The organism is Chishuiella changwenlii (genome assembly GCF_900142565.1).
GTDB classification, from domain to species: Bacteria; Bacteroidota; Bacteroidia; order Flavobacteriales; family Weeksellaceae; genus Empedobacter; species Empedobacter changwenlii.
In genome coordinates this window covers 166933-186872 of record NZ_FRBH01000002.1, presented here as the reverse complement: position 1 = coordinate 186872, position 19940 = coordinate 166933, and the positions used below count along the sequence as shown (strand labels likewise).

The following is a 19940-nucleotide window of genomic DNA, read 5'->3' as shown; positions in this document are numbered from 1 at the left end:
AGATTCTAGATTTGAGATATTAGAGGTTAGAGGTTAGAGGTTAGAGGTTAGAGGTTAAATGTAAAAACTTAACACCTTAATTTTAGAATGCGACAGGGATTGAAGCGATATCCTTTTGTGGAGCGTACTAGCGAACAAAAGATAAAGCGGAAAGCCCGCTTGGTCGCCCAAAATACATGTTTAATAAAAAAGCTCCATTTTAATTTATAAAATGAAGCTTTTTTACTATAATTATCTGAAAACGTTTTATAATGGTAATATTGTTTTCTCGTATTTTTTATTGATCATAATTGCTGAGGCTTCGTAAAAAGCTATAAAACCACAGATTATTCCAACCCATCCTGCAAAATGAAGAATTTCTTCTTTACCAGTAAAATTACCAGCTGCAAGTAAGAAAAATAATAAGGCTAATGATGAAAATAATAATTTACCAACTAAGTTTCCTTTTAATGTTTGTAGAAAATTAACGAATGTAAATAATCCCCAAATTGCTAAATAGCATCCCATGGCATTTCCGTCTGGTTTTTCTACTCCAAATAATGGTGCAATCCATGTAAAAACTAATGTTAACCAAAAAGCTCCGTAAGACATAAATGCAATTCCTCCGAAATCATTTCCTTTCTTCCATTCCATAGTACCAGCTATAAACTGAGCTCCTCCACCGAAGAATACACCCATTCCCATTATCATACTATTTACAGGAAAAAACCCTGCATTGTGAATGTTTAGCAAAATTGTTGTCATTGCAAAACCATACAATCCTAATGGCCCAGGATTAGCTGTAGTGTCTTTAATTGAATAATTATTTTCCATATTATTTATTAATTTAAGACAATAGTAATCTTATTATAATAAATTTCAAACTATTTATTAATAAAAAGTGTATTTAGTACACTAAAAAAATATTAAATCAATATAAACAACTATACAACAAATAGTTAGCTAACAAAAACTTACTTGTCTTTATTAAATAAAAAATCCGATAATTATTATTATCGGATTTTTTATTTATAACTTGAAAATATAAATTATTTCTTTTTATTTTTCTGTTGTTGATCTTGCATTTCTTGTGCTTGTCTCATCATATCTTGCATACGTGATGCAAATTTACCTTGTTTTTTAGGCTTAGCTTTATTATCGCTAATAATTTGATGGATCTTTTCTTCATTAATCATAAACTTCTTAATGTAAAGCACAATGAAGATGTTAATTGTATTGGATACCAAATAATACCAAGATAAACCAGATGCATAATTATTAAGGAAAACAAAGAAGAAAACTGGCATTATATACATCATGTATTTCATGAACTGCATATTAGGCATACCTTCTTGTTGTGGCATTTGGAAATTATCCATAGAACCAGAAACCTTAAAATAAATCATCATAGCTACGATATATAATAATGCAAATACACTTAAGTGTCCATTTAAAAATGGAACCCATGCTGGTAATGAAATTATATCATCAAAAGCTGTTAAATCGTCTACGAACCAAAACGGAACTCCTCTTAAATCTATTAAGTTTGGAAAGAAACGGAATAAAGCATAGAAAATTGGAATTTGTAATAATGCTGGTAAACATCCTGCTAAAGGATTAATTCCTGCATTACGATAAATAGCCATCGTTTCTTGTTGCTTTTTCATAGCATCTTTAGAATCTTTGTACTTTTCGTTAATCTCATTTAATTCTGGACGAACAACTTTCATCAATGCAGATTGACGGTTTTGTTTGTACATAATTGGAGATAAAATTAATTTTACAACGATTGTCATTAAGAAAATAACCCATCCATATTCTATACCAACAGAAGCTAACCATTTGAATACATTTAGGAAGAAATATTTATTTAACCATCCAAATAATCCCCAACCGAAGTCAATTAAATTTTGGAAACCTTTATCGTTATAATCTTTCAACATTTTATAATCCAATGGAATAAAATCCCAAGTGAATTTAGAGTTGATTTCACTATTCTTTAAATCTATTTTAGAATTTAAATGATAATGTTTGCTGTATGTTAAATCATCTTTTTCAGAATTAACAGAACCACCGTCTGTAGATTTGAAACCTTCGTCATTAGATAAAACTGTTGCAAAAAATTGTTGCTTATTCGCTACCCAAGAAATTGCTTCTTGTTCTTCCCATTTATCAGCTCCAAATAATTCGTATTCGATGTCTTTGTTTCCTTTAAATTGAAAATATGTATGTGACCAATATTTTTCTTGATCTTTCCCTTTTTCGGTACTAAATCCGTCCATTGTCCAAGCTAAATCTACTTTACTTTCTGATGTGATATTTGATAAACCAGTTGTTTTAATCTCGAAATCTATCCCATAAGATTTTCCTAAAGTATAAATATATTGAATTTGGCTATTTTGAGCATTCGCTGTAAATGTAACAATTGTGTTATCGGCATTTTTTTGTACTTGTGGTACAAATACTAAATCCGAAACATTAAGAACTGTTCCTTGTTTTGTTTTAAATGATAAATTGAACTTACTAGATCCGTCTTTTACTAAATGTAAAGGATCTTTGTGTCCATCTTGTTTCTCACTATAAGCATCATAACCAATAACTTCTACATCAGAAATTTGAGCTCCTTTTGGTGAAAATTTTACTTTAAGTTTATCATTACTTACTTCAACATCTTTTGCTTGAGTAGGATCTACTTGTTGAAAAAGATTTTGTGAAGTAGTTTTACTTACTTGTTCTTGCTTCTTAGCTTGCTCTTGTTTCTGAACTAATTCTTTCTTCTGCTCCTCTAATTGTTCTTCTGAGGGTTTGTTTAGAAAATAGAATACTCCAAAAAGAATTGCAATTAAAATAAAACCAATTGTTTGGTTAAAATCAAATTTTTTCTCTTGTTGCATGCATTAAATCATTTTGATTACTTAATAAAGCCGCTTCGATAAAACTTATAAATAAAGGATGTGGCGAAGCAACTGTACTCTTATATTCCGGATGGAACTGTACACCAATATAATATGGGTGTTGTTTATGTTCTAAAATTTCTACTAATTCTGTTTCTGGATTTTTACCTACTGCTATAAATCCGTTTTCTACAAATTCAACTTCGTAATCATTGTTAAATTCGTATCTATGTCTATGACGTTCTAAAATATCTGTTGAATTGTAAATTTTCTCTATTCTTGAATGTTTTGATAATCTACATTTCCAATTTCCTAGACGCATTGTTCCTCCTTTATCCGATACATCTTTTTGATCTTCCATCAAACTAATTACTGGATGCGGAGTTGTTAAATCCATTTCTGCAGAATCTGCCTTTTCGTAACCTAATACATTACGAGCAAATTCTATTGCCATAATTTGCATTCCTAAACAAATTCCTAATGTTGGAATATTATTTCTTCTTGCATAATTAGCAGCTATTATTTTACCTAAAATTCCACGATCTCCAAAACCTGGCGCAATTAAAATTCCTGAAACTCCTTTTAATTGTTCTGCGATATTATCTTCTGTAATGTCTCCAGAATATACCCAACGAACTTTTACGTTTGTTTCACAAGTTGCAGCTGCATGTGTAAATGCCTCTGTAATTGATTTATAAGAATCATGTAACGAAACATATTTACCAACTAAAGCAATTTCTATTTCGTTTTTAGGATTTTTATGATTGTCCAAGAATTTTTTCCAAACTGTAAAATTTGGTTCTTGATCAGTTGGCAAATCTAAGCCTTTTAAAACAACTTCGTCAAAATTTTGTTCATGTAATAAAAATGGTACTTCGTAAATTGTACTAGCATCCATACATTCTATTACATTTTCTTTTTTCACATTACAGAATTGAGCCAGTTTAGCTTTAACTTCTTTTGGTAAATGATGCTCTGTTCTAGTTACTAAAACATTTGCTTGTATTCCACTTTCCATTAAAGTACGAACTGAATGCTGTGTTGGTTTTGTTTTTAACTCACCAGATGCTGCTAAATAAGGAACTAATGTTAAGTGAATAACTAATGAGTTATCTTCTCCTAATTCCCAAGTAAGCTGACGAATAGTTTCTATGTAAGGAAGTGATTCTATGTCTCCAACAGTTCCACCAATTTCTGTAATAATAATATCATAGTCACCAGTGTTACCTAATAATTTGATACGACGTTTTATTTCGTTTGTGATATGAGGAACAACCTGTACTGTTTTTCCTAAATAGTCTCCACGACGTTCTTTTTCTATAACTGTTTGATAAATTCGACCTGTAGTAACAGAATTAGCACGAGATGTAGCGCGGTTCAAAAAACGCTCATAATGCCCTAAATCTAAATCGGTCTCTGCTCCGTCTTCCGTTACGTAACATTCACCATGCTCATAAGGATTTAATGTACCTGGATCTACATTAATATATGGATCTAGTTTTTGTATAGTAACTCTATACCCTCTTGCTTCTAGTAGCATTCCTAAAGAAGATGCTACAATTCCTTTTCCTAACGATGATGTTACTCCTCCGGTAACGAAAATGTACTTTGGTGTTGTGTTTGTTTCCATTGAATTGTTTAAATCAATGGATGCAAATTTACGAATAAATAATCGGGTAAAAAAAAGTTGAAGGGGAATTATTAAGAAATAAAAATAGGCAAGCGACCTACATCACACCGCTACAACCGTATACCTTTGCTACGTTCCCGTCCTGGAGGATTAAACAGGAGCTGGTTGTGTAGGACTTGCCTTGTGCAAAGGTAGAAAAGTTTTGTAAAAATAAAAGCATTTTTATAAAACTTTTTCTTTGAACATGGATGTTTTGAGCATTATAATTTCATTATGAGAATATTAAATGACAAAATATTTTTTAAATTTTATATTAAAAATCACTTTTAAATCATCAATATAATAAACAAAGAATACTCAGATATATTTATATTTGCGCCATGATAAGTTTTAATAAGATTTTTAAGAATTCTTTGGTGCTTACAACAATAACATTAGGTTTATTTTTTGCACTTTATTTATATTTTTCAACAAATGGTAGCGTAACTGTAAAAGATTATTACATCTACAGCTTTATGATTTGCTGTTTTATAATTTTACCATTGTATGCAATTTACTGCTTTGTTACAATTTTAAATTTATCGAAAGCTAAAGCAAAAACTCGTCAAAACAATCCTGAAACAGGTGAATATGGGGAAGGATTAATGACATTTAAAGAAGGATTTAAAACTGGATTTTATACAATATTCTTCGCTGGAATAATGAGTTTGATTGTTATTTTTGTATTTTTTAATACATACGGTGAATGGGCTCAAGATAGCTTAAAGCAAGGGCTATTAGATACTTTTACAGCTAACATGTCTGATGCTAAAACAGCAAAAGATATCGAAACATTTAGAAATTCTGATGATTATAAAACACTAAATTTGTTTACAACAAAAAACTTTTTTGGTTTATTTTCTATTTTCTTATCTTTCTACATTGCTATCGCGGCATTATTTTCGCAATTCTTAAAAAAACGTGTTTTTTAACATATGGATATATCAGTTGTTGTTCCTTTATTGAACGAGCAAGATTCTTTAGAAGAGTTATTCTACAGAATTAAAAAAGTGTGTGAACAAAATGATTTCTCATTCGAAGTAATTTTCGTAGATGATGGAAGTACAGATGATTCTTGGCAAATTATAGAATACATTGGGAATTTTAATCCTGAAGTAAAAGGAATTAAATTCCGTAAAAATTATGGAAAATCACCTGCTTTAAGTGCAGCTTTTAAGCAAGTAAAAGGTGATGTCGTAATTACAATGGATGCCGATTTACAAGATTTTCCAGAAGAGATTCCATCTTTATATAACATGTTGAAAAACAAAAAAGCTGATATTATATCGGGTTGGAAAGAAAATCGTCAAGATAATAGATTAACAAAAAACTTACCTTCTAAGTTATTTAATGGTGTAGCACGTAAAACTTCTGGCGTTAAATTACACGATTTTAATTGTGGTTTAAAGGCTTATCGTTGGGAAGTAACACAAAATATAGAGCTTTATGGAGATATGCACCGTTATATTCCTGTTTTAGCTAAAAATGCTGGTTACTCTCGTATTTATGAGAAAAAAGTAAAACATCAAGCTAGAAAATATGGTGTTTCTAAATTTGGAGCAAACCGTTTTGTAAATGGTTTCTTAGATTTAATTACGCTTTTCTTTGCTTCTCGATTTGGAAATAAACCAATGCATATTTTTGGATTATTAGGTACGTTAATGTTTATCCTTGGTTTTATGTCTTCTTTTTATATTGGGATAGAAAAATTGGTAAAAGTTTATGTTACAAATTCACCAGCAAGATTAATTGCAGACAATCCTTATTTTTATATTTCTTTAGTATTTATGATTCTAGGTACACAATTATTTTTGGCGGGGTTTTTGGGTGAATTAATTGTTAGAAATAATCAAGAAAAACAATTATATCTAGTTCAAAAAGAGTTAAATTTAAACTAACAAACTATAAATCAACTGCTATGAAAAAAATATTTTTATACGGATTATTTACTTTTCTTTTAGCTTCTTGTACTTCCACTATTGATGGTGAAGGTGCAGCTACAGCGGAAAAAGAGTACCCTGCAAGTACAATTAAAGATTTATCTATTTCGTGTAATTGTAATGTAATTATGGTTCCTGGAAATAAAACTGGTGTAAAAGTAGACTCTCATCAGAATTTAATTGACAATCTTGAGGTTGAAGCAAAAGATAATTCATTAAAAATTAAAGAAAAAAGCAATGTAAATCAGTACAGTGCTTATGATGTTTACGTTTATGTAACGCGAGATTTAGAAAAGTTAAACGTTAATAAACAAACTTCTTTAACAACTTCTGGAACTTTAAATGTTGATAAATTAGACTTGACTGTAAAAGATCAAGCAAGAATAAATCAGACTTTCTTAATTACAAATAATTTTAATTTACAAGCAGATAACCAAACTAATATTATGTTAGAAGGTACTGCTGCTACAATGAAAATTAAAGCTTACGGAGAAGCAAAATTAAATTTATTTAAATACGAAGTTAACGAAGCTAATTTCACAACAGATGATAACGCTATGTTAGACATCAATGCTCGTCAAACTTTATATGGTTCTGCAAAAGGAAATTCTATTGTTAATTTCTTAGGAGATCCAAATAAGGATACTAAAATTTCTGACCGAGCACAAGTACTAAAAAAATAAAAAACAAGAATGAGTTCAAGTTTAGAAAACGCTAAATTATGGCTTTCTGATTCTTATGATATAGAAACTAGAAATGCTGTACAAGATTTAATTGACAATAATCCTACAGAATTAGACGATTCTTTTTACAAAAACCTAGAGTTTGGTACAGGAGGAATGCGTGGAATAATGGGAGTTGGAACAAATAGATTAAATAAATATACATTAGGAGCTGCAACACAAGGCTTAGCTAATTATATTAACACTACATATCCTAATAAAGAAAAATCTGTTGCTATTGCATACGACGTTCGTCACAATTCTGACACGTTTGCAAAATTAGTTGCAGATGTATTAACAGCAAATGGAATAAAAGTTTATTTATTCGAATCTTTTCGTCCTACTCCAGAATTGTCTTTTACCGTTCGTCATTTAGGTTGTGATGCAGGAATTGTTTTAACAGCTTCTCATAATCCACCTGTTTACAATGGATATAAAGTATACTGGAATGATGGTGCACAAATTGTACCACCACAAGATGGTGCAATTATCAACGAAGTAAACAATGTAAAAATTGATGATATTAAATTTTCTGGTAATGATGAATTAATCTCAATCATCGGAAAAGAAATTGATGATGCTTTTATTGATGCATGTGTAACTAACGGAAGTTTTACGAAAGAAGGAAAAGAAGAGATAAAAATTGTTTTTACTTCTATACACGGAACTTCAGTTGTTATAACTCCTAAAGCTTTTGAAAAAGCTGGATTTACACAAGTTCATCAAGTTCCAGAACAAGCTATTCCAAGTGGAGATTTCCCTACTGTAAAGTCTCCAAATCCTGAAGAACCAGAAGCATTAACAATGGCTGTTGCTTTAGCAAACGAAATTGGTGCTGATGTTGTTATTGGTACTGATCCTGACGCTGATCGCGTTGGTGTTGCGACGCGTAACAACGAAGGAGAAATTGTTTTGTTAAACGGTAATCAAATGAATACTGTTTTAGCTTATTACTTGTTAGAGAAATGGCAAGAAGCTGGTAAATTAAACGGAAAAGAGTTTATTGGATCTACAATTGTTACTTCAGATATTTTCTATGATATTGCTGCTAAATTTGGTATAAACTGTAAAGTTGGTTTAACTGGATTTAAGTGGATTGCCGATATGATTCGTCAATTTGAAGGTAAAGAAACTTTTATCGGTGGTGGTGAAGAATCTTTTGGTTTTATGGTTGGTGATTTTATTCGTGATAAAGATTCTGTAACTACAGCTTTATTGGTTTCTGAAATTGCTGCTGTACAAAAAGCGAAAGGAAGCTCTTTATACAATAAGTTAATCGAGATTTATGTAGAATTAGGAAAAGCATATCAAGAAGATTTAATAAATATTGTAAAACCAGGAAAAGAAGGTGCTGAATTAATTGCTAAAATGATGGTTGATTTTAGAACTAATTCTCCTAAAGAATTAGCTGGTTCTAAAGTTATACGTGTAAAAGATTTTCAATCTTCTATTGATAAAAATTTAATTACTGGAGAAGAAACAGCTATTGATATACCAAAATCTAACGTGTTAATTTTCTATACAGAAGATGGTAGCAAAGTTGCATGTCGTCCTTCTGGAACAGAGCCTAAGATTAAATATTACTTTTCTGTAAATGCAGAAATTAATAATGTAAATGAATATTCAGAAGTTCATGAAAAATTAATAAAGAAAACTGAATTATTAAAACAAGATTTTAATTAATCAGAATAAAATAAATAAAAAAATGCTTCTAATTTTAGAAGCATTTTTTTATTTGAATACTGTATGTAACAGATAAATAATATCTTTTTTAAATGTCCATTCTTTTACATATTGCACATTAATCAAAACCTTATCTTTCCATAAGACTTTATCGTTATAAAGAATCGGATCTTCTACTTCTGCTAGTAGTTGTTCTTCATTTTTATATTTTATTTGAGCTGGACCTGTAATTCCTGGTTTTACGTTTAAAATAATTCTATCCTCACCAATTAATTTATCTGCATAACCAAATACATCTGGTCTAGGACCAACAAAGCTCATTTCCCCTTTTATTATATTAAATAATTGCGGAAGTTCATCTAACTTATATTTTCTAAGAAATTTTCCAAGAGGTGTTATGTTATGATCTTTTAATGTTGTAATGTTAGATTTTGAAACACCTTTCATGGTTCTTAATTTATAAATCTTAAAAAGTTTAGCATTTTTACCAACTCTATTTTGTTCAAAAATTCCAAATTGCTTTGTATCAAATGAACATATGATAATTAACAAAACAATTAATCCTACTAAAAATATAAGTAGGATTAATGCTAAAATATAATCAAATATGTTTTTAAAAATCATTAAAAGAATTTGTCTTTTATTCTACCGAATAAACGTTTTAACTTTCCGTAAGATGAATTATCAAAACCTTCATCCTCTGAAAAATATCCGTAACCATATCCGTAGCCGTAGCCATAACCATATCCGTAACCATATCCGTAACCGTAACCAGTTTTAATTTGGAAATCATTAAATACAATACCAATATTAGAAACTTCTCCTTCTTCGTATTTATTAGATACAGCGTTTATAAAGTTTTTCTCAGAATAATTATAACGTGTTACATATAATGTACAATCTGCAAAACGCATTAAATCATAAGAATCCGTAACAAGACCAATTGGTGGAGAATCTATAATAATATATTCATACTTCTCTTTTAACTCCTCAAATAATTGATCCATTCTTTTACTCAGAATTAATTCTGACGGATTAGGAGGAATTGGTCCTGCTGTAATAACATCTAAATTTGGTAAGATTGTACGTTGTGTAATTTTATCTAATTCTAATTCACCCGCAACGTAGTCTGTAACACCAATTTTGTTTGTAATATTAAAATCGTCAAATATTTTTGGCTTGCGTAAATCTAATCCTATTAATACAGATTTATTATCCATTGAACCTATAGAAGATGCTATATTCATAGCATTAAATGTTTTTCCTTCTCCTCCAATAAAAGATGTAACCAAAATGGTTTTATTATTCGCGCTAAGTGATGGATTTTTGTACAAATACTTTAGATTAGATCGTATGGATCTAAATGATTCTGAAACACTCGATTTAGGATTGTTAATTACAATTAATGGAGAATTACCTGCCAAAGGACCTACTAATCCAATAATTGGAATATCTGTACGAGATGTAATATCTTTTAATACTCTTACTTTAAAATCTAATAATTCTTTAATAACAACATATACTAGAGGAATTAAAAATCCAATACCTAAAGCGATTAAGTAATTTCTTTTTGGATTTGGATAAATAGCTCCTTGATTTTGATTTTTTGCTGGATCTATAATTGTAATATCAGAAACAATAGATGCCAATGATAAATCTGTTGTATTTAACTGATTAATTAAAGTTGAATATAGTTCACTGTTTAATTCGAATCCTCTATTTGCTTCTACAAACTCTATTTCTTCGTATGGTAAATCTCTTGCTTTAAATTCAGCTTGTGACAACTTAGAGTTAATCATTGATAAGTCTGTATTTAGTTTTTGCAAGTGAGCATTTACAACTGTAGCAATATTATTTCTTCTCTTTGCTATTTGTTGTTCAATGTCTTTAATTTCATCAGAATCTGGTTTGTAAACCTTTAGCATTTGAGTCCTTTGATTCTCAAATATATCAATTTGATCTACATTCGACATAAAGTATGAAACCTCTAAACCAGCAATATTTAATGCAATTAAATTATCTACACTACTAGATTTTTTAGGCATTAAACGGTGTAAAGCATTAATTTTTTCCTCAACTAAAATTCTTTCTTTATCAAGGTCTGTTAAACTTGCTAATAAATCGGTTTTCTTCGTATCAAAATTGTAAACTCCTTTTTCTTTCTGTAAGTTTTGTAAATTATCTGTTGCACTATCTAATTTATGTTTTACAACTGTAATTCTATCTTGTAAATATTTTCTTGTTTGAAAAGCTGATAGATTCTTTTCTGATAATTCACTATCTATTAAAACTTTTATAGAAGTATTTAATAAATCAACTGCTTCATTTAAACTTTCAGCATTTTTAGAAACATTTATTATGCTTGATATCTTTGAAGGATTTGTAACACTAAAATTTTGAATCGCTCTACTTGTTGCTTCTTGAATTGAAACTAATTTGAAAGAAAAATCATTTCCAGAAAAAGGAATGTTAGATTTTTTTATCAATAATTTATAATTACTTCCTACTAACCATCTATTATAATAACCTACTTTTGGTAAATTAATTTCAGTAGCTCTTAAAATACTATCTTTAGTAAATTGGTAAAGTGTACCATTCTTATTCTCAACTTCAAAATAAAAAGAATTATTATCTTTCGGTTTTATTTTTATTTCAACATTAGAAACCTGATTGTATAATGTATCAATATGAACATGAAATGGAGCATCTAATTTATAAATATTAGATTTTTTCAATCTTCCTTGTTCAAAATAATAAATATAAGATTCAGACTTTTTAATAACTTTTTCGTTGTGTATACGTGATGTTAAAGTATAACTTAATCCATCAATTTTATTTGCATTTCCTCCCCAAATAAAGTTAATTGAATTTGAAGCAAGTGAACTATTATTAGACGAACTGTTATCTTTTATTTTAAAAGTTGTATTGGCTGAATAAATTTTATTTAGTTTCCAATTATTTAAATAATAAGCAATACTAAATGCAATTAAAATAGATACAATATAAAGTGGCCAAGCATTTAGTAATCTTGGAATCAGTCTTTCGATATCAATAAAATCAGATTTCTTTTTCTTATTTTGTTGATCCTTTATTTTATTTTCCATAATTCCTATTATCTTCTAAAAATATAATAAGCTCCTAAAAATGTTGCAGCAGCACCAATTATCGTTGTAACAATAGTCATAGGATTAAGACCTATTCCCCAAACCTTCTCTTTACGAGCATTTACAACAATTATATCATTATTCTGAATCCAATAATATTCTGAATTCATAATTGATTCTTTTGTAAGATCTACATATACTTGTTTTGTACCTTCTGCTGTAGTTCTTATAATACGAACATGTTTAAGATCTGCATATATATTATTTGATCCTGACTGTGCAAAAGCATCAAGTAATGTTATACTTCGTTTAGGAGCTGTAAAAATACCTTGTCCAGCCTCTCCCACTATTGTATAATCTATACTTGCAAGATTTACATCTATGTAAGTCCCTTTTTCTTCATAAATCTTGTAAAATTCATCTTGAACTTTCTTTCTAGCTTGTTCTATCGTTAGACCTTCTAACTGTATTTTACCTATACGAGGTAATTCTATTGCTCCATCCTCTCTAACAAGAACTCCAGTTCCTGTATTACTATTTCCAGAAGAAATAAAATCACTAAGAATACCCATAGATGCGTTAGAAGCAGAAGAAACTTTTATTAAGATTTCGTCGTCTTTCTGAATATAATACTCTGGTCTTTGATATGAAATTTTACCATCAGCATCCAACTTAAGGTTTTGATCGGGTTGTATTAATTGTACATCTTTAAGTGATATACAGGAAAATAGATTAAAAATAATCAGTATGAAAAATGATTTAGTTAAAGTTGATTTTGAATGCATTTTTATAGATATAGTTATGTTGCTTTTTTATTTAAATTTCTTACTACGATAAACTTTAAAGTAGCCACGAAAATAATTGATAATACTATGAATATCAAAAATAGTTTATTAATTTCAATATTTCTAAAATAATACCCAATGATTACAAAAAAAATGTTAACAAGCATTATTATAATTGATGTCTGAATATGGGTAAATCCTAATTTTAAAAATTGATGATGAAGATGATTTTTATCTGCAGAAAAAGGACTACGTTTATTTAGAATTCTAATTGTAAAAACAGAAATAGTATCCAAAATAGGTATTACAAAAATAAATAATAGTAATGCTGGTGCTGTAGTTAAACCTAAGTTTGAAGATTCGCTAATGTAAAGAAATCTTATTGCCATAAATGTTAAGATAAATCCTATTACCATAGAACCAGTATCTCCCATAAATATTTTAAATTCTTTTGATAAGTTATATCGTAAGAATCCTAAAAGTACAGCTATTGTACTAATCGCTAAAATTCCGATTCCATAATCAAAAATTCTATAGAAAATATATACAAAACATAAACTAATTATAATTCCAACGCCAGAAGCTAATCCATCTATTCCATCTATAAGATTATAAGCATTTATGAGTGTTATAAAAACAAAAATGGTTAGTAATACTCCTAATGAATAAGGAATTTCGTAAATATTAAATAAACCTAAAAAAGAATTAATCATAATTCCTGATCCAAAAACAATTAAAACTATACTAATTATTTGTCCGTAAAGTTTTTTATCAGGTGCTACAACTAATAAATCATCCATTAAACCTATAAAAAATAAAATTGTAATTGCTGACAGAAAGAATGAATAATTAACTCCTAAATCTGTTGCAAAAATTGAAGTGGATACAACAATCCCAAAGAATAGTGCTACGCCTCCTAAAGTTGGAATTTTATTGGTGTGTGAACTTCTCTCACCAGGAACATCCATGAGACCTTTTTTATAAGAAATTCTTATAATTTTTGGTATAGAAATTAGTGTTATAATTAGTGCAGTAAAAAATGCTCCAAAAATGTTAATAAAGAGTGGAGATACATTACCAAAATTATAGAAGTAATCTAAAAGTTTAAAATTTTCCATATTTTTTTAATCCATTTAATGCCCAAAAAAAAGTATAATAAGATGATTGTATTATATTCATTCTTAAATATTTATTATAAACATTGTATTGTTTTATAGCGATATTCCATTTATTTCTAGAAACAGAGTTTTCTCTCATTCTATATATTGCAAGGGATTCTTTAATTGCTCTTGCATATTTCGTTCTCTCCAATAAATCTATCCACATAGCATGATCTTCTCTTAATTCTACATCTGGAAATTTTACGATTCCTATTTCCGATGCATTATAAACAGAAGTTAACATTGGTATTGGACAATTATATAGAATCCTATTTCTATTAATTTTATCAATTGCAATAAAATCGTTTAAAGCAAAGTTTAAATTCTCGTCAACTCTTTTATAACTTGTATAAACTAAGTTTTCATTATTATTTTCTAAATAATTTATTGTTGTTTCTAAGAAATTAGGTAGCCATAAATCATCACTATCAATAAATGTAATATACTTTCCCTTTGCGATATCTAATGCTTTATTTCTTGCTACAGCGGCCCCTTGGTTATTATCTTGAACAAATAATTTTACTCTATCATCATTAAAGGATTTGATTAGTTCTACAGAATTATCTTTAGAACAATCATCTACAATAATCCATTCCCAATTTTTATAAGTCTGATTAAATATTGATTGATAGGTTTCTACAATAAATTGTTCCGAATTGTAGCAAGGTGTTATAATTGATACTAAATCCATAATCCATAAGGTGCTTCATTACTAAAAATAGTTTTATAACGATTAAAACCAGAATCACTTCCTTGTTTTACTTGAAACCAGAAAATAAGGACTATCGTATAAAAAACAAAACTAGAATAAACAAATATTTTCTTAAACCTATCGCCTTCAAAAACATATAACATTCTACCTAACGTTAAACCTAAGAAAACAAGATAAAAACCTGGTAGCCTAATCCCGAATATTCCTTTCCCTAAAAAGAAGAAAAGCAAAACTCCCATAATGAACAAGTTTCTGAAATAACAATATAACAAATCATGTTTTGCGTATTTATTATAAACAATGATAGACATTACAGAAATTATTTTTATAAAATCACCTACCGCAAAACCATCAGAATTGTAGAGATCACCTTGATAATCCTCAAATTTATCTTGACCAATTGGCATAAATTTCATAATTACTTCAATAATTGAATTTAACCCTGTGTAAAATCCAATTATTGCGAATATAACTAACCATCCAATAACTTTCTCATCAAATTTCATAGGAGCAATCCAATAAGCTAAGACAAAAACGATAATAGATTCATGGAATTGAAAACCTATAACAATACATAATAAGAATTTTATAAGTTTTCTATCTATAATATAACGAGCAGAATATATTGCAAAACCGTTTGCTAACCCTTGTCTAATATGGATATGCTCTTCGAACAAGTAGTTAGGCATTGCATATATAAACAAAACTAAAAGAGGGAACCCCCCGTATTTATAGAATATTGTAGATTTTAAGTAAAGAGAAAATGAAGCTATAAAAAGCGTTAGCATACCAAAACCAAAACCAAATAATGTAAAAAGTTTATTAAGTCTTAAATAACCTTTTTCCATCCCAGACATTTCACTCCAAAACTCTACATCTTTCCAATCTACTCTTAAACTGTAATAATAGGTCTCGAAATAAGCATACCAATCTGGGCTAATAGCACAAGCTAATCCTGCAACCAAAGCCATTAATATGACAATAGCAAAAAAAATGTTTCTATCAATTTTTTCCTCATTAAAAAATTCTAGAAGTGAGAAAATTAGAATTAAACTAAGTATGATGTAATATATTAAGCTCACGTAATTTTAGATTATATTCAGTAGGTTAAGGTTCATTAGTGCTAATGTATAAAACATTCTTTTCTTTAATGGTAATGAATTTAAGTAGTTTTTTTCGAATCTTTGATAGTTTGTTATATTTTTTTTCTCTATATCATTATTGACTAAAAATTCATTCAATTCTAGTAACATCTCCTTTTTTAAAGGTTTATCTTTTACAAAAGCTACATAAGCTAAATAGGAATAATACCCCTGTATAATCTGAAATCTTTTCAACTGATCTAAATTTTCAGCATAATTACTTTGTAAAAAATAATTTGTTACTTCATCTATTGCTAAAAACATATCTAATCCTTTTTTAGTATGCGTTTTAGTAATAGAATCTTGACGTTCGAAATATTTATAAAATGGTTGATTAATTTTTGCTATGATATGTGAGTCCAAAACTAATTTTGGAATTAATTCTATATCCTCAAAATGAATTCCTTTTCTAAATCGATGCTTTTCAAATAACGATTTCTTAAAAATTTTATTACAAGCAAAACAACTCATCTCACCAAAAAGTGTAAAATCGTTCTTTAAAATAATTTTATCTGATAGTTGAGGTGATTGTGGTAAATCTCTAAATTCATTTCCATTTTCATCTACCTTTACTAAATCACATAAGACAATTTCTGCTTGATGGCGAATAGCTATTTTATATAGCTCTTCCATCATATATAAATCTATATAATCATCTGAGTCTATAAAGGCAATATATTCTCCATTTGCATGATCTATTCCAATATTTCGAGCATCACTAAGCCCTCCATTTTGTTTGACAATAGATTTTATTCTTATATCATTAGAACAATACTCATCAATAATTTGTTGTGAATTATCTTTAGAACCATCATTAACAATAATAATCTCTATATTTTTTAGAGTTTGATTAATGATAGAATCTAAACATTTAGATAAATATTTTTCTGTATTATAAACAGGAACTATTATAGAAATTGAATAATTCATAATCAATCAACTTTATTATTTATATAATCTTCTGTTGCATTATCTTTTGGGATTATCTGCATTGGATTTCCCATAACAACAGAATTATCTGGTACATCTTGTGTTACATAGCTATTGGGAGCTATTAAAACATTGTTACCAATTGTAATTCCTCCAACTATAACAGCATTTGTTCCTATCCAAACATTGTCTTTTATTATTGGAAATCCTTTTGTTTTTCCTCTATTTGTTTGTCCTAATGTTACACCATGTGCTAAGTTGCAATTTTTACCAATTGTAACTTCTGGATTTACTACTACAGTTCCCCAATGTCCCAAATAAAGACCTGCATCTATTTTTGTTTTTGCAGATATTTGATAGCCATATTTTATAGAATATCTTCTCAATAACAATCTAAAAAATATTCCTAATGGATGTTTTATAGAGTATTGTTGTGCTCTTCTTAAACAATAAACAAAACGAAAGCCAGGGCTAAAAAATCCTTTTATTAAAGGATAATTTGTCCAATATCCAAATTGTCTGTAAAAATCTTTCTGAATTATTGTTTTCATTCTTAATCTATAAAATAATGTTCTATTGATTTAACCGCGTTCTCCAATTCAAATGGTAATGATTTTGATTGAATTATCTGTTCATATTTTATGGATACTTCTGGATTTTCAATAAAATATTTCATTCCATCATAAATTGCTTCTTCCTCGTTTTGTATAATATAACCCAATTCTCCATTATTCAGCATTTCTTTAATACCTGAAACATCTGTAGCAATTATTGGTTTATTTAAAACCATTGCTTCAAATAGAACAGTTGGATAACCTTCATAACGAGAAGAAAGTATATAATAATCTGCTTGTAAAAAGTAAGGATAAGGATTTTCCTTAAAACCTATTAGTTTAGCCGTATTTGATATATTTAATTCTTCAACAAGTTTTGATATAGCAGGAAAATCATATCCATCACCAACAATCCATACTTCGTGCTGAAATCCTTCATCAATTAATCTTTTATGCATTCTTAATAGGCGATCAAAACCTTTTGCTGGATATATAGTTCCTACACTTAGAAATACTTTTTCTTTAGATTTCTCTAAATTTAAATTCTCTTTAGATAAACTTCTAATTTCGTCTGCATCAATAGGATTATAAATCTTAACAATCTTATTTTTCTCTACTTCAGTTTTCGAAATAGCTTGAAAAGAATCCATTATTTTATCTGATATAACTAATATTTTATCAAATGAGAAAAACTTTCTTAAATCTTGACTACTATATCTTGTTTGACTAAATATATCTGAATGTATCCAAACTATTTTTTTTGATGATTTTATTGGTGAATTTAAAATTTCATCTGCAATTCCATCAATTGCCGCAAACTCTATATCGTATTTTTTATTTGATAAAATATAACGATAAAGTAATCTTGGAAATTTCTTTAAAATTGATTGATAAATTACTCTAAAAGCTTTCTGAGGAATATCTTGTAATCTATTCGTTGTAATCATTTCACCTTTATTCAAATAATAAATAGAAACCCATGATGGGACATCTTTTAAATATTTACCTGAATATAAGTTCAACAACAAATCGATTTCGTATTTTTCTGGCGATAGATTTTTAAGAAAAGTAACCAATACTTTTTCAGCTCCCCCATGTCGAAGCGAGCCTATTCTGATTAATATTTTCTTTTTAGCAGTCATTACTTCGCCGTTGATTTACGTTTATATAAATAAAAATCTCTTCCTGAAGGTTTAAATTTATATATTTTATCCAAAATAGGATTATCAGATTCGGCAACATTTGATATTTTGAATTCTTTAATTAATTCATAATCATCATATATTGTTTTATCTTTTAATTTTCCTTGAAACATTGGTTTATAATCCTCTAAAATATAGTCTGGTTTAGCTTTATTAATCAAATTAGAAAATCCTACCTCTATTCCATTCTTTACAATATTTTCTTCTGTTAATCTCTTGTCTACTAAACCGACATAATCAATTACTTTTAATTTAGAAAAATATGGAATGTAACCTGCTGGCTCAAGAAAGATATATTTATTCTTATTTGGCTCTATAGAATCTAAATACAATCCTATTTTACGTGCATGATTCCATTCTCCATGTCCAGTTGCAATAGAATGTACAGCCTGATAAGCAGTAAATGGAATAAAAATTATAATAAAATACGCAATAGAAGCTTGTTTAAATTTTTCTAAGTCTAGTACAAATACAATAATAGGTAGAAATAGGAATATTTGAGGAATCCAATAATACCAGTCAAACCAAGAATTAGCAAAACCAAAAATTATTGTTTTAAAAAATCCGTATAAAAATAAAAATGTAATTACTTTAGTACGATTATCTTTTAATTTATTTTTCAATAACACTAAACATCCTAAAGAAATTAGAAATAATATAATTGTTGAGAAATTATATAATGAGGTCGGGAATTTTATTATTCCAAAATAATTAGGTCCAAAATATGTAAACTGATTTATTCTTTCTGCAAAATCTGCACTTGGATAGTTATTCTTTTTTGAAGTGATTGTATTATTTACGATTTCACCAAAATAAAACCAGTTAAATGCTACTGTTGATAATATGGCTAAAATTCCACCTATCATTAAAGCTGTATTCCATTTACGATTCTGAATAACATCATAAATAAATAATAATCCTAAGAAGATTGAAGTATCAATACGAGTCCATAAAATTAATATTGGAAATACAATAAATGCCCATTTCTTTCTTTCTACAAATCCGAATTTAATTAAAGCAATATAAAAAAAGAATAAAATACCGAATTCCATTCCCAGAATTGACATTTTTATTGCTGGTGGTAGAAAACTAACAAAAAGTATAAAAAGAATAATTTTTGTAGATGAATTAAAAAATAATTTCCCTAGCCAATAAATTCCTATTGTAAGTAAAATTGTATTAAAAATTAATAATGGATAAATGAAGTTTCCTTCCCCAAAGATTGTTTGAAAGATAACTCCTACAAAGACATACAAATGGGTTGTTGAGGCTGATATTTTTTCGGCTCCATTATAACCATAGACACCAAACTCTATAATATTGCGAGCAACTCGCCACGTTATTAACGCATCTTCTTGTATATGTTTGGTAAAAAAGAAAATAGACTTAAGTGCAATAATAAAAATTGAGGCAATAAAAATCTTTCTCTTATCGATAGAGTTTTCCATTTAGTGTTAGTTTAGT

General features: G+C 28.3%; 17 protein-coding genes and 1 other RNA gene. 4 read left to right on the top strand and 14 right to left on the bottom strand.

Features of this window, described 5'->3' with window-relative positions:
- Window positions 1-246: 246 nt before the first annotated feature.
- From BUA86_RS02555 to ffs, 4 genes are all read right to left on the bottom strand, one after another.
- Complete coding sequence (locus BUA86_RS02555; RefSeq protein WP_072929562.1) at window positions 247-813, bottom strand: acetate uptake transporter; 567 nt, start codon at window positions 811-813, stop codon at window positions 247-249.
- Window positions 814-1028: 215 nt separating this feature from the next.
- Window positions 1029-2873 (bottom strand): membrane protein insertase YidC, encoded by a 1845-nt coding sequence (gene yidC / locus BUA86_RS02550; RefSeq protein WP_072929560.1) that lies wholly within the window; start codon window positions 2871-2873, stop codon window positions 1029-1031.
- Window positions 2851-4503: a CTP synthase gene (locus tag BUA86_RS02545; protein ID WP_072929559.1), complete on the bottom strand. Its 1653-nt coding sequence runs from the start codon at window positions 4501-4503 to the stop codon at window positions 2851-2853. The genes yidC and BUA86_RS02545 overlap by 23 nt, the downstream gene beginning before the upstream one ends.
- A gap of 83 nt (window positions 4504-4586) precedes the next feature.
- Window positions 4587-4685, bottom strand: an RNA gene (ffs, locus tag BUA86_RS02540) — signal recognition particle sRNA small type.
- A gap of 234 nt (window positions 4686-4919) precedes the next feature.
- On the opposite strand from ffs, the gene BUA86_RS02535 reads away from it, so the two are divergent.
- The 4 genes from BUA86_RS02535 to BUA86_RS02520 are packed head-to-tail and all read left to right on the top strand — an operon-like array spanning window position 4920 to window position 8887.
- A complete protein-coding gene (locus BUA86_RS02535) occupies window positions 4920-5474 on the top strand; it encodes a DUF4199 domain-containing protein (RefSeq protein WP_178300389.1) in 555 nt (184 codons plus the stop codon).
- Between the two features lie 3 nt (window positions 5475-5477).
- Window positions 5478-6440: a glycosyltransferase family 2 protein gene (locus BUA86_RS02530; RefSeq protein WP_072929556.1), complete on the top strand. Its 963-nt coding sequence runs from the start codon at window positions 5478-5480 to the stop codon at window positions 6438-6440.
- A 20-nt stretch (window positions 6441-6460) separates the two neighbouring features.
- The gene (locus BUA86_RS02525; protein WP_072929555.1) at window positions 6461-7165 is read left to right on the top strand and encodes a GIN domain-containing protein; all 705 of its coding nucleotides are present in this window, start codon (window positions 6461-6463) and stop codon (window positions 7163-7165) included.
- Window positions 7166-7174: 9 nt separating this feature from the next.
- Window positions 7175-8887 (top strand): phospho-sugar mutase, encoded by a 1713-nt coding sequence (locus BUA86_RS02520; RefSeq protein ID WP_072929553.1) that lies wholly within the window; start codon window positions 7175-7177, stop codon window positions 8885-8887.
- 48 nt (window positions 8888-8935) lie between these two features.
- Here the strand turns inward: BUA86_RS02520 and BUA86_RS02515 are convergent, their stop codons facing one another.
- Genes BUA86_RS02515 through BUA86_RS02470 form a run of 10 tightly spaced genes read right to left on the bottom strand, consistent with a single transcriptional unit; the run spans window position 8936 to window position 19924 of the window.
- Window positions 8936-9511 carry a sugar transferase gene (locus BUA86_RS02515; protein WP_072929552.1) on the bottom strand — a complete coding sequence of 192 codons (576 nt, stop codon included), beginning with the start codon at window positions 9509-9511 and terminating at the stop codon, window positions 8936-8938.
- Window positions 9511-11991 (bottom strand): exopolysaccharide transport family protein, encoded by a 2481-nt coding sequence (locus BUA86_RS02510; protein ID WP_072929550.1) that lies wholly within the window; start codon window positions 11989-11991, stop codon window positions 9511-9513. Before BUA86_RS02510 ends, BUA86_RS02515 begins: the two co-directional genes overlap by 1 nt.
- Before the next feature lie 8 nt (window positions 11992-11999).
- The gene (locus BUA86_RS02505; RefSeq protein ID WP_072929548.1) at window positions 12000-12776 is read right to left on the bottom strand and encodes a polysaccharide biosynthesis/export family protein; all 777 of its coding nucleotides are present in this window, start codon (window positions 12774-12776) and stop codon (window positions 12000-12002) included.
- Between the two features lie 14 nt (window positions 12777-12790).
- Window positions 12791-13894, bottom strand: coding sequence for a glycosyltransferase family 4 protein (locus tag BUA86_RS02500; RefSeq protein WP_072929546.1), 1104 nt, complete (start codon window positions 13892-13894; stop codon window positions 12791-12793).
- Window positions 13881-14627 (bottom strand): glycosyltransferase family 2 protein, encoded by a 747-nt coding sequence (locus BUA86_RS02495; protein WP_072929544.1) that lies wholly within the window; start codon window positions 14625-14627, stop codon window positions 13881-13883. The genes BUA86_RS02500 and BUA86_RS02495 overlap by 14 nt, the downstream gene beginning before the upstream one ends.
- Entirely contained in the window at window positions 14618-15730 is a 1113-nt protein-coding gene (locus tag BUA86_RS02490) for an EpsG family protein (protein WP_072929543.1), read from the bottom strand. Before BUA86_RS02490 ends, BUA86_RS02495 begins: the two co-directional genes overlap by 10 nt.
- A 6-nt stretch (window positions 15731-15736) precedes the next feature.
- A complete protein-coding gene (locus tag BUA86_RS02485) occupies window positions 15737-16720 on the bottom strand; it encodes a glycosyltransferase family 2 protein (RefSeq protein WP_072929541.1) in 984 nt (327 codons plus the stop codon).
- A gap of 2 nt (window positions 16721-16722) precedes the next feature.
- Window positions 16723-17271, bottom strand: a complete 549-nt coding sequence (locus BUA86_RS02480; protein ID WP_072929539.1) for a serine O-acetyltransferase — start codon at window positions 17269-17271, stop codon at window positions 16723-16725.
- 2 nt (window positions 17272-17273) lie between these two features.
- A complete protein-coding gene (locus BUA86_RS02475) occupies window positions 17274-18416 on the bottom strand; it encodes a glycosyltransferase (protein ID WP_072929537.1) in 1143 nt (380 codons plus the stop codon).
- The gene (locus BUA86_RS02470) at window positions 18416-19924 is read right to left on the bottom strand and encodes a hypothetical protein (RefSeq protein WP_072929536.1); all 1509 of its coding nucleotides are present in this window, start codon (window positions 19922-19924) and stop codon (window positions 18416-18418) included. Before BUA86_RS02470 ends, BUA86_RS02475 begins: the two co-directional genes overlap by 1 nt.
- Between the last annotated feature and the right edge of the window lie 16 nt (window positions 19925-19940).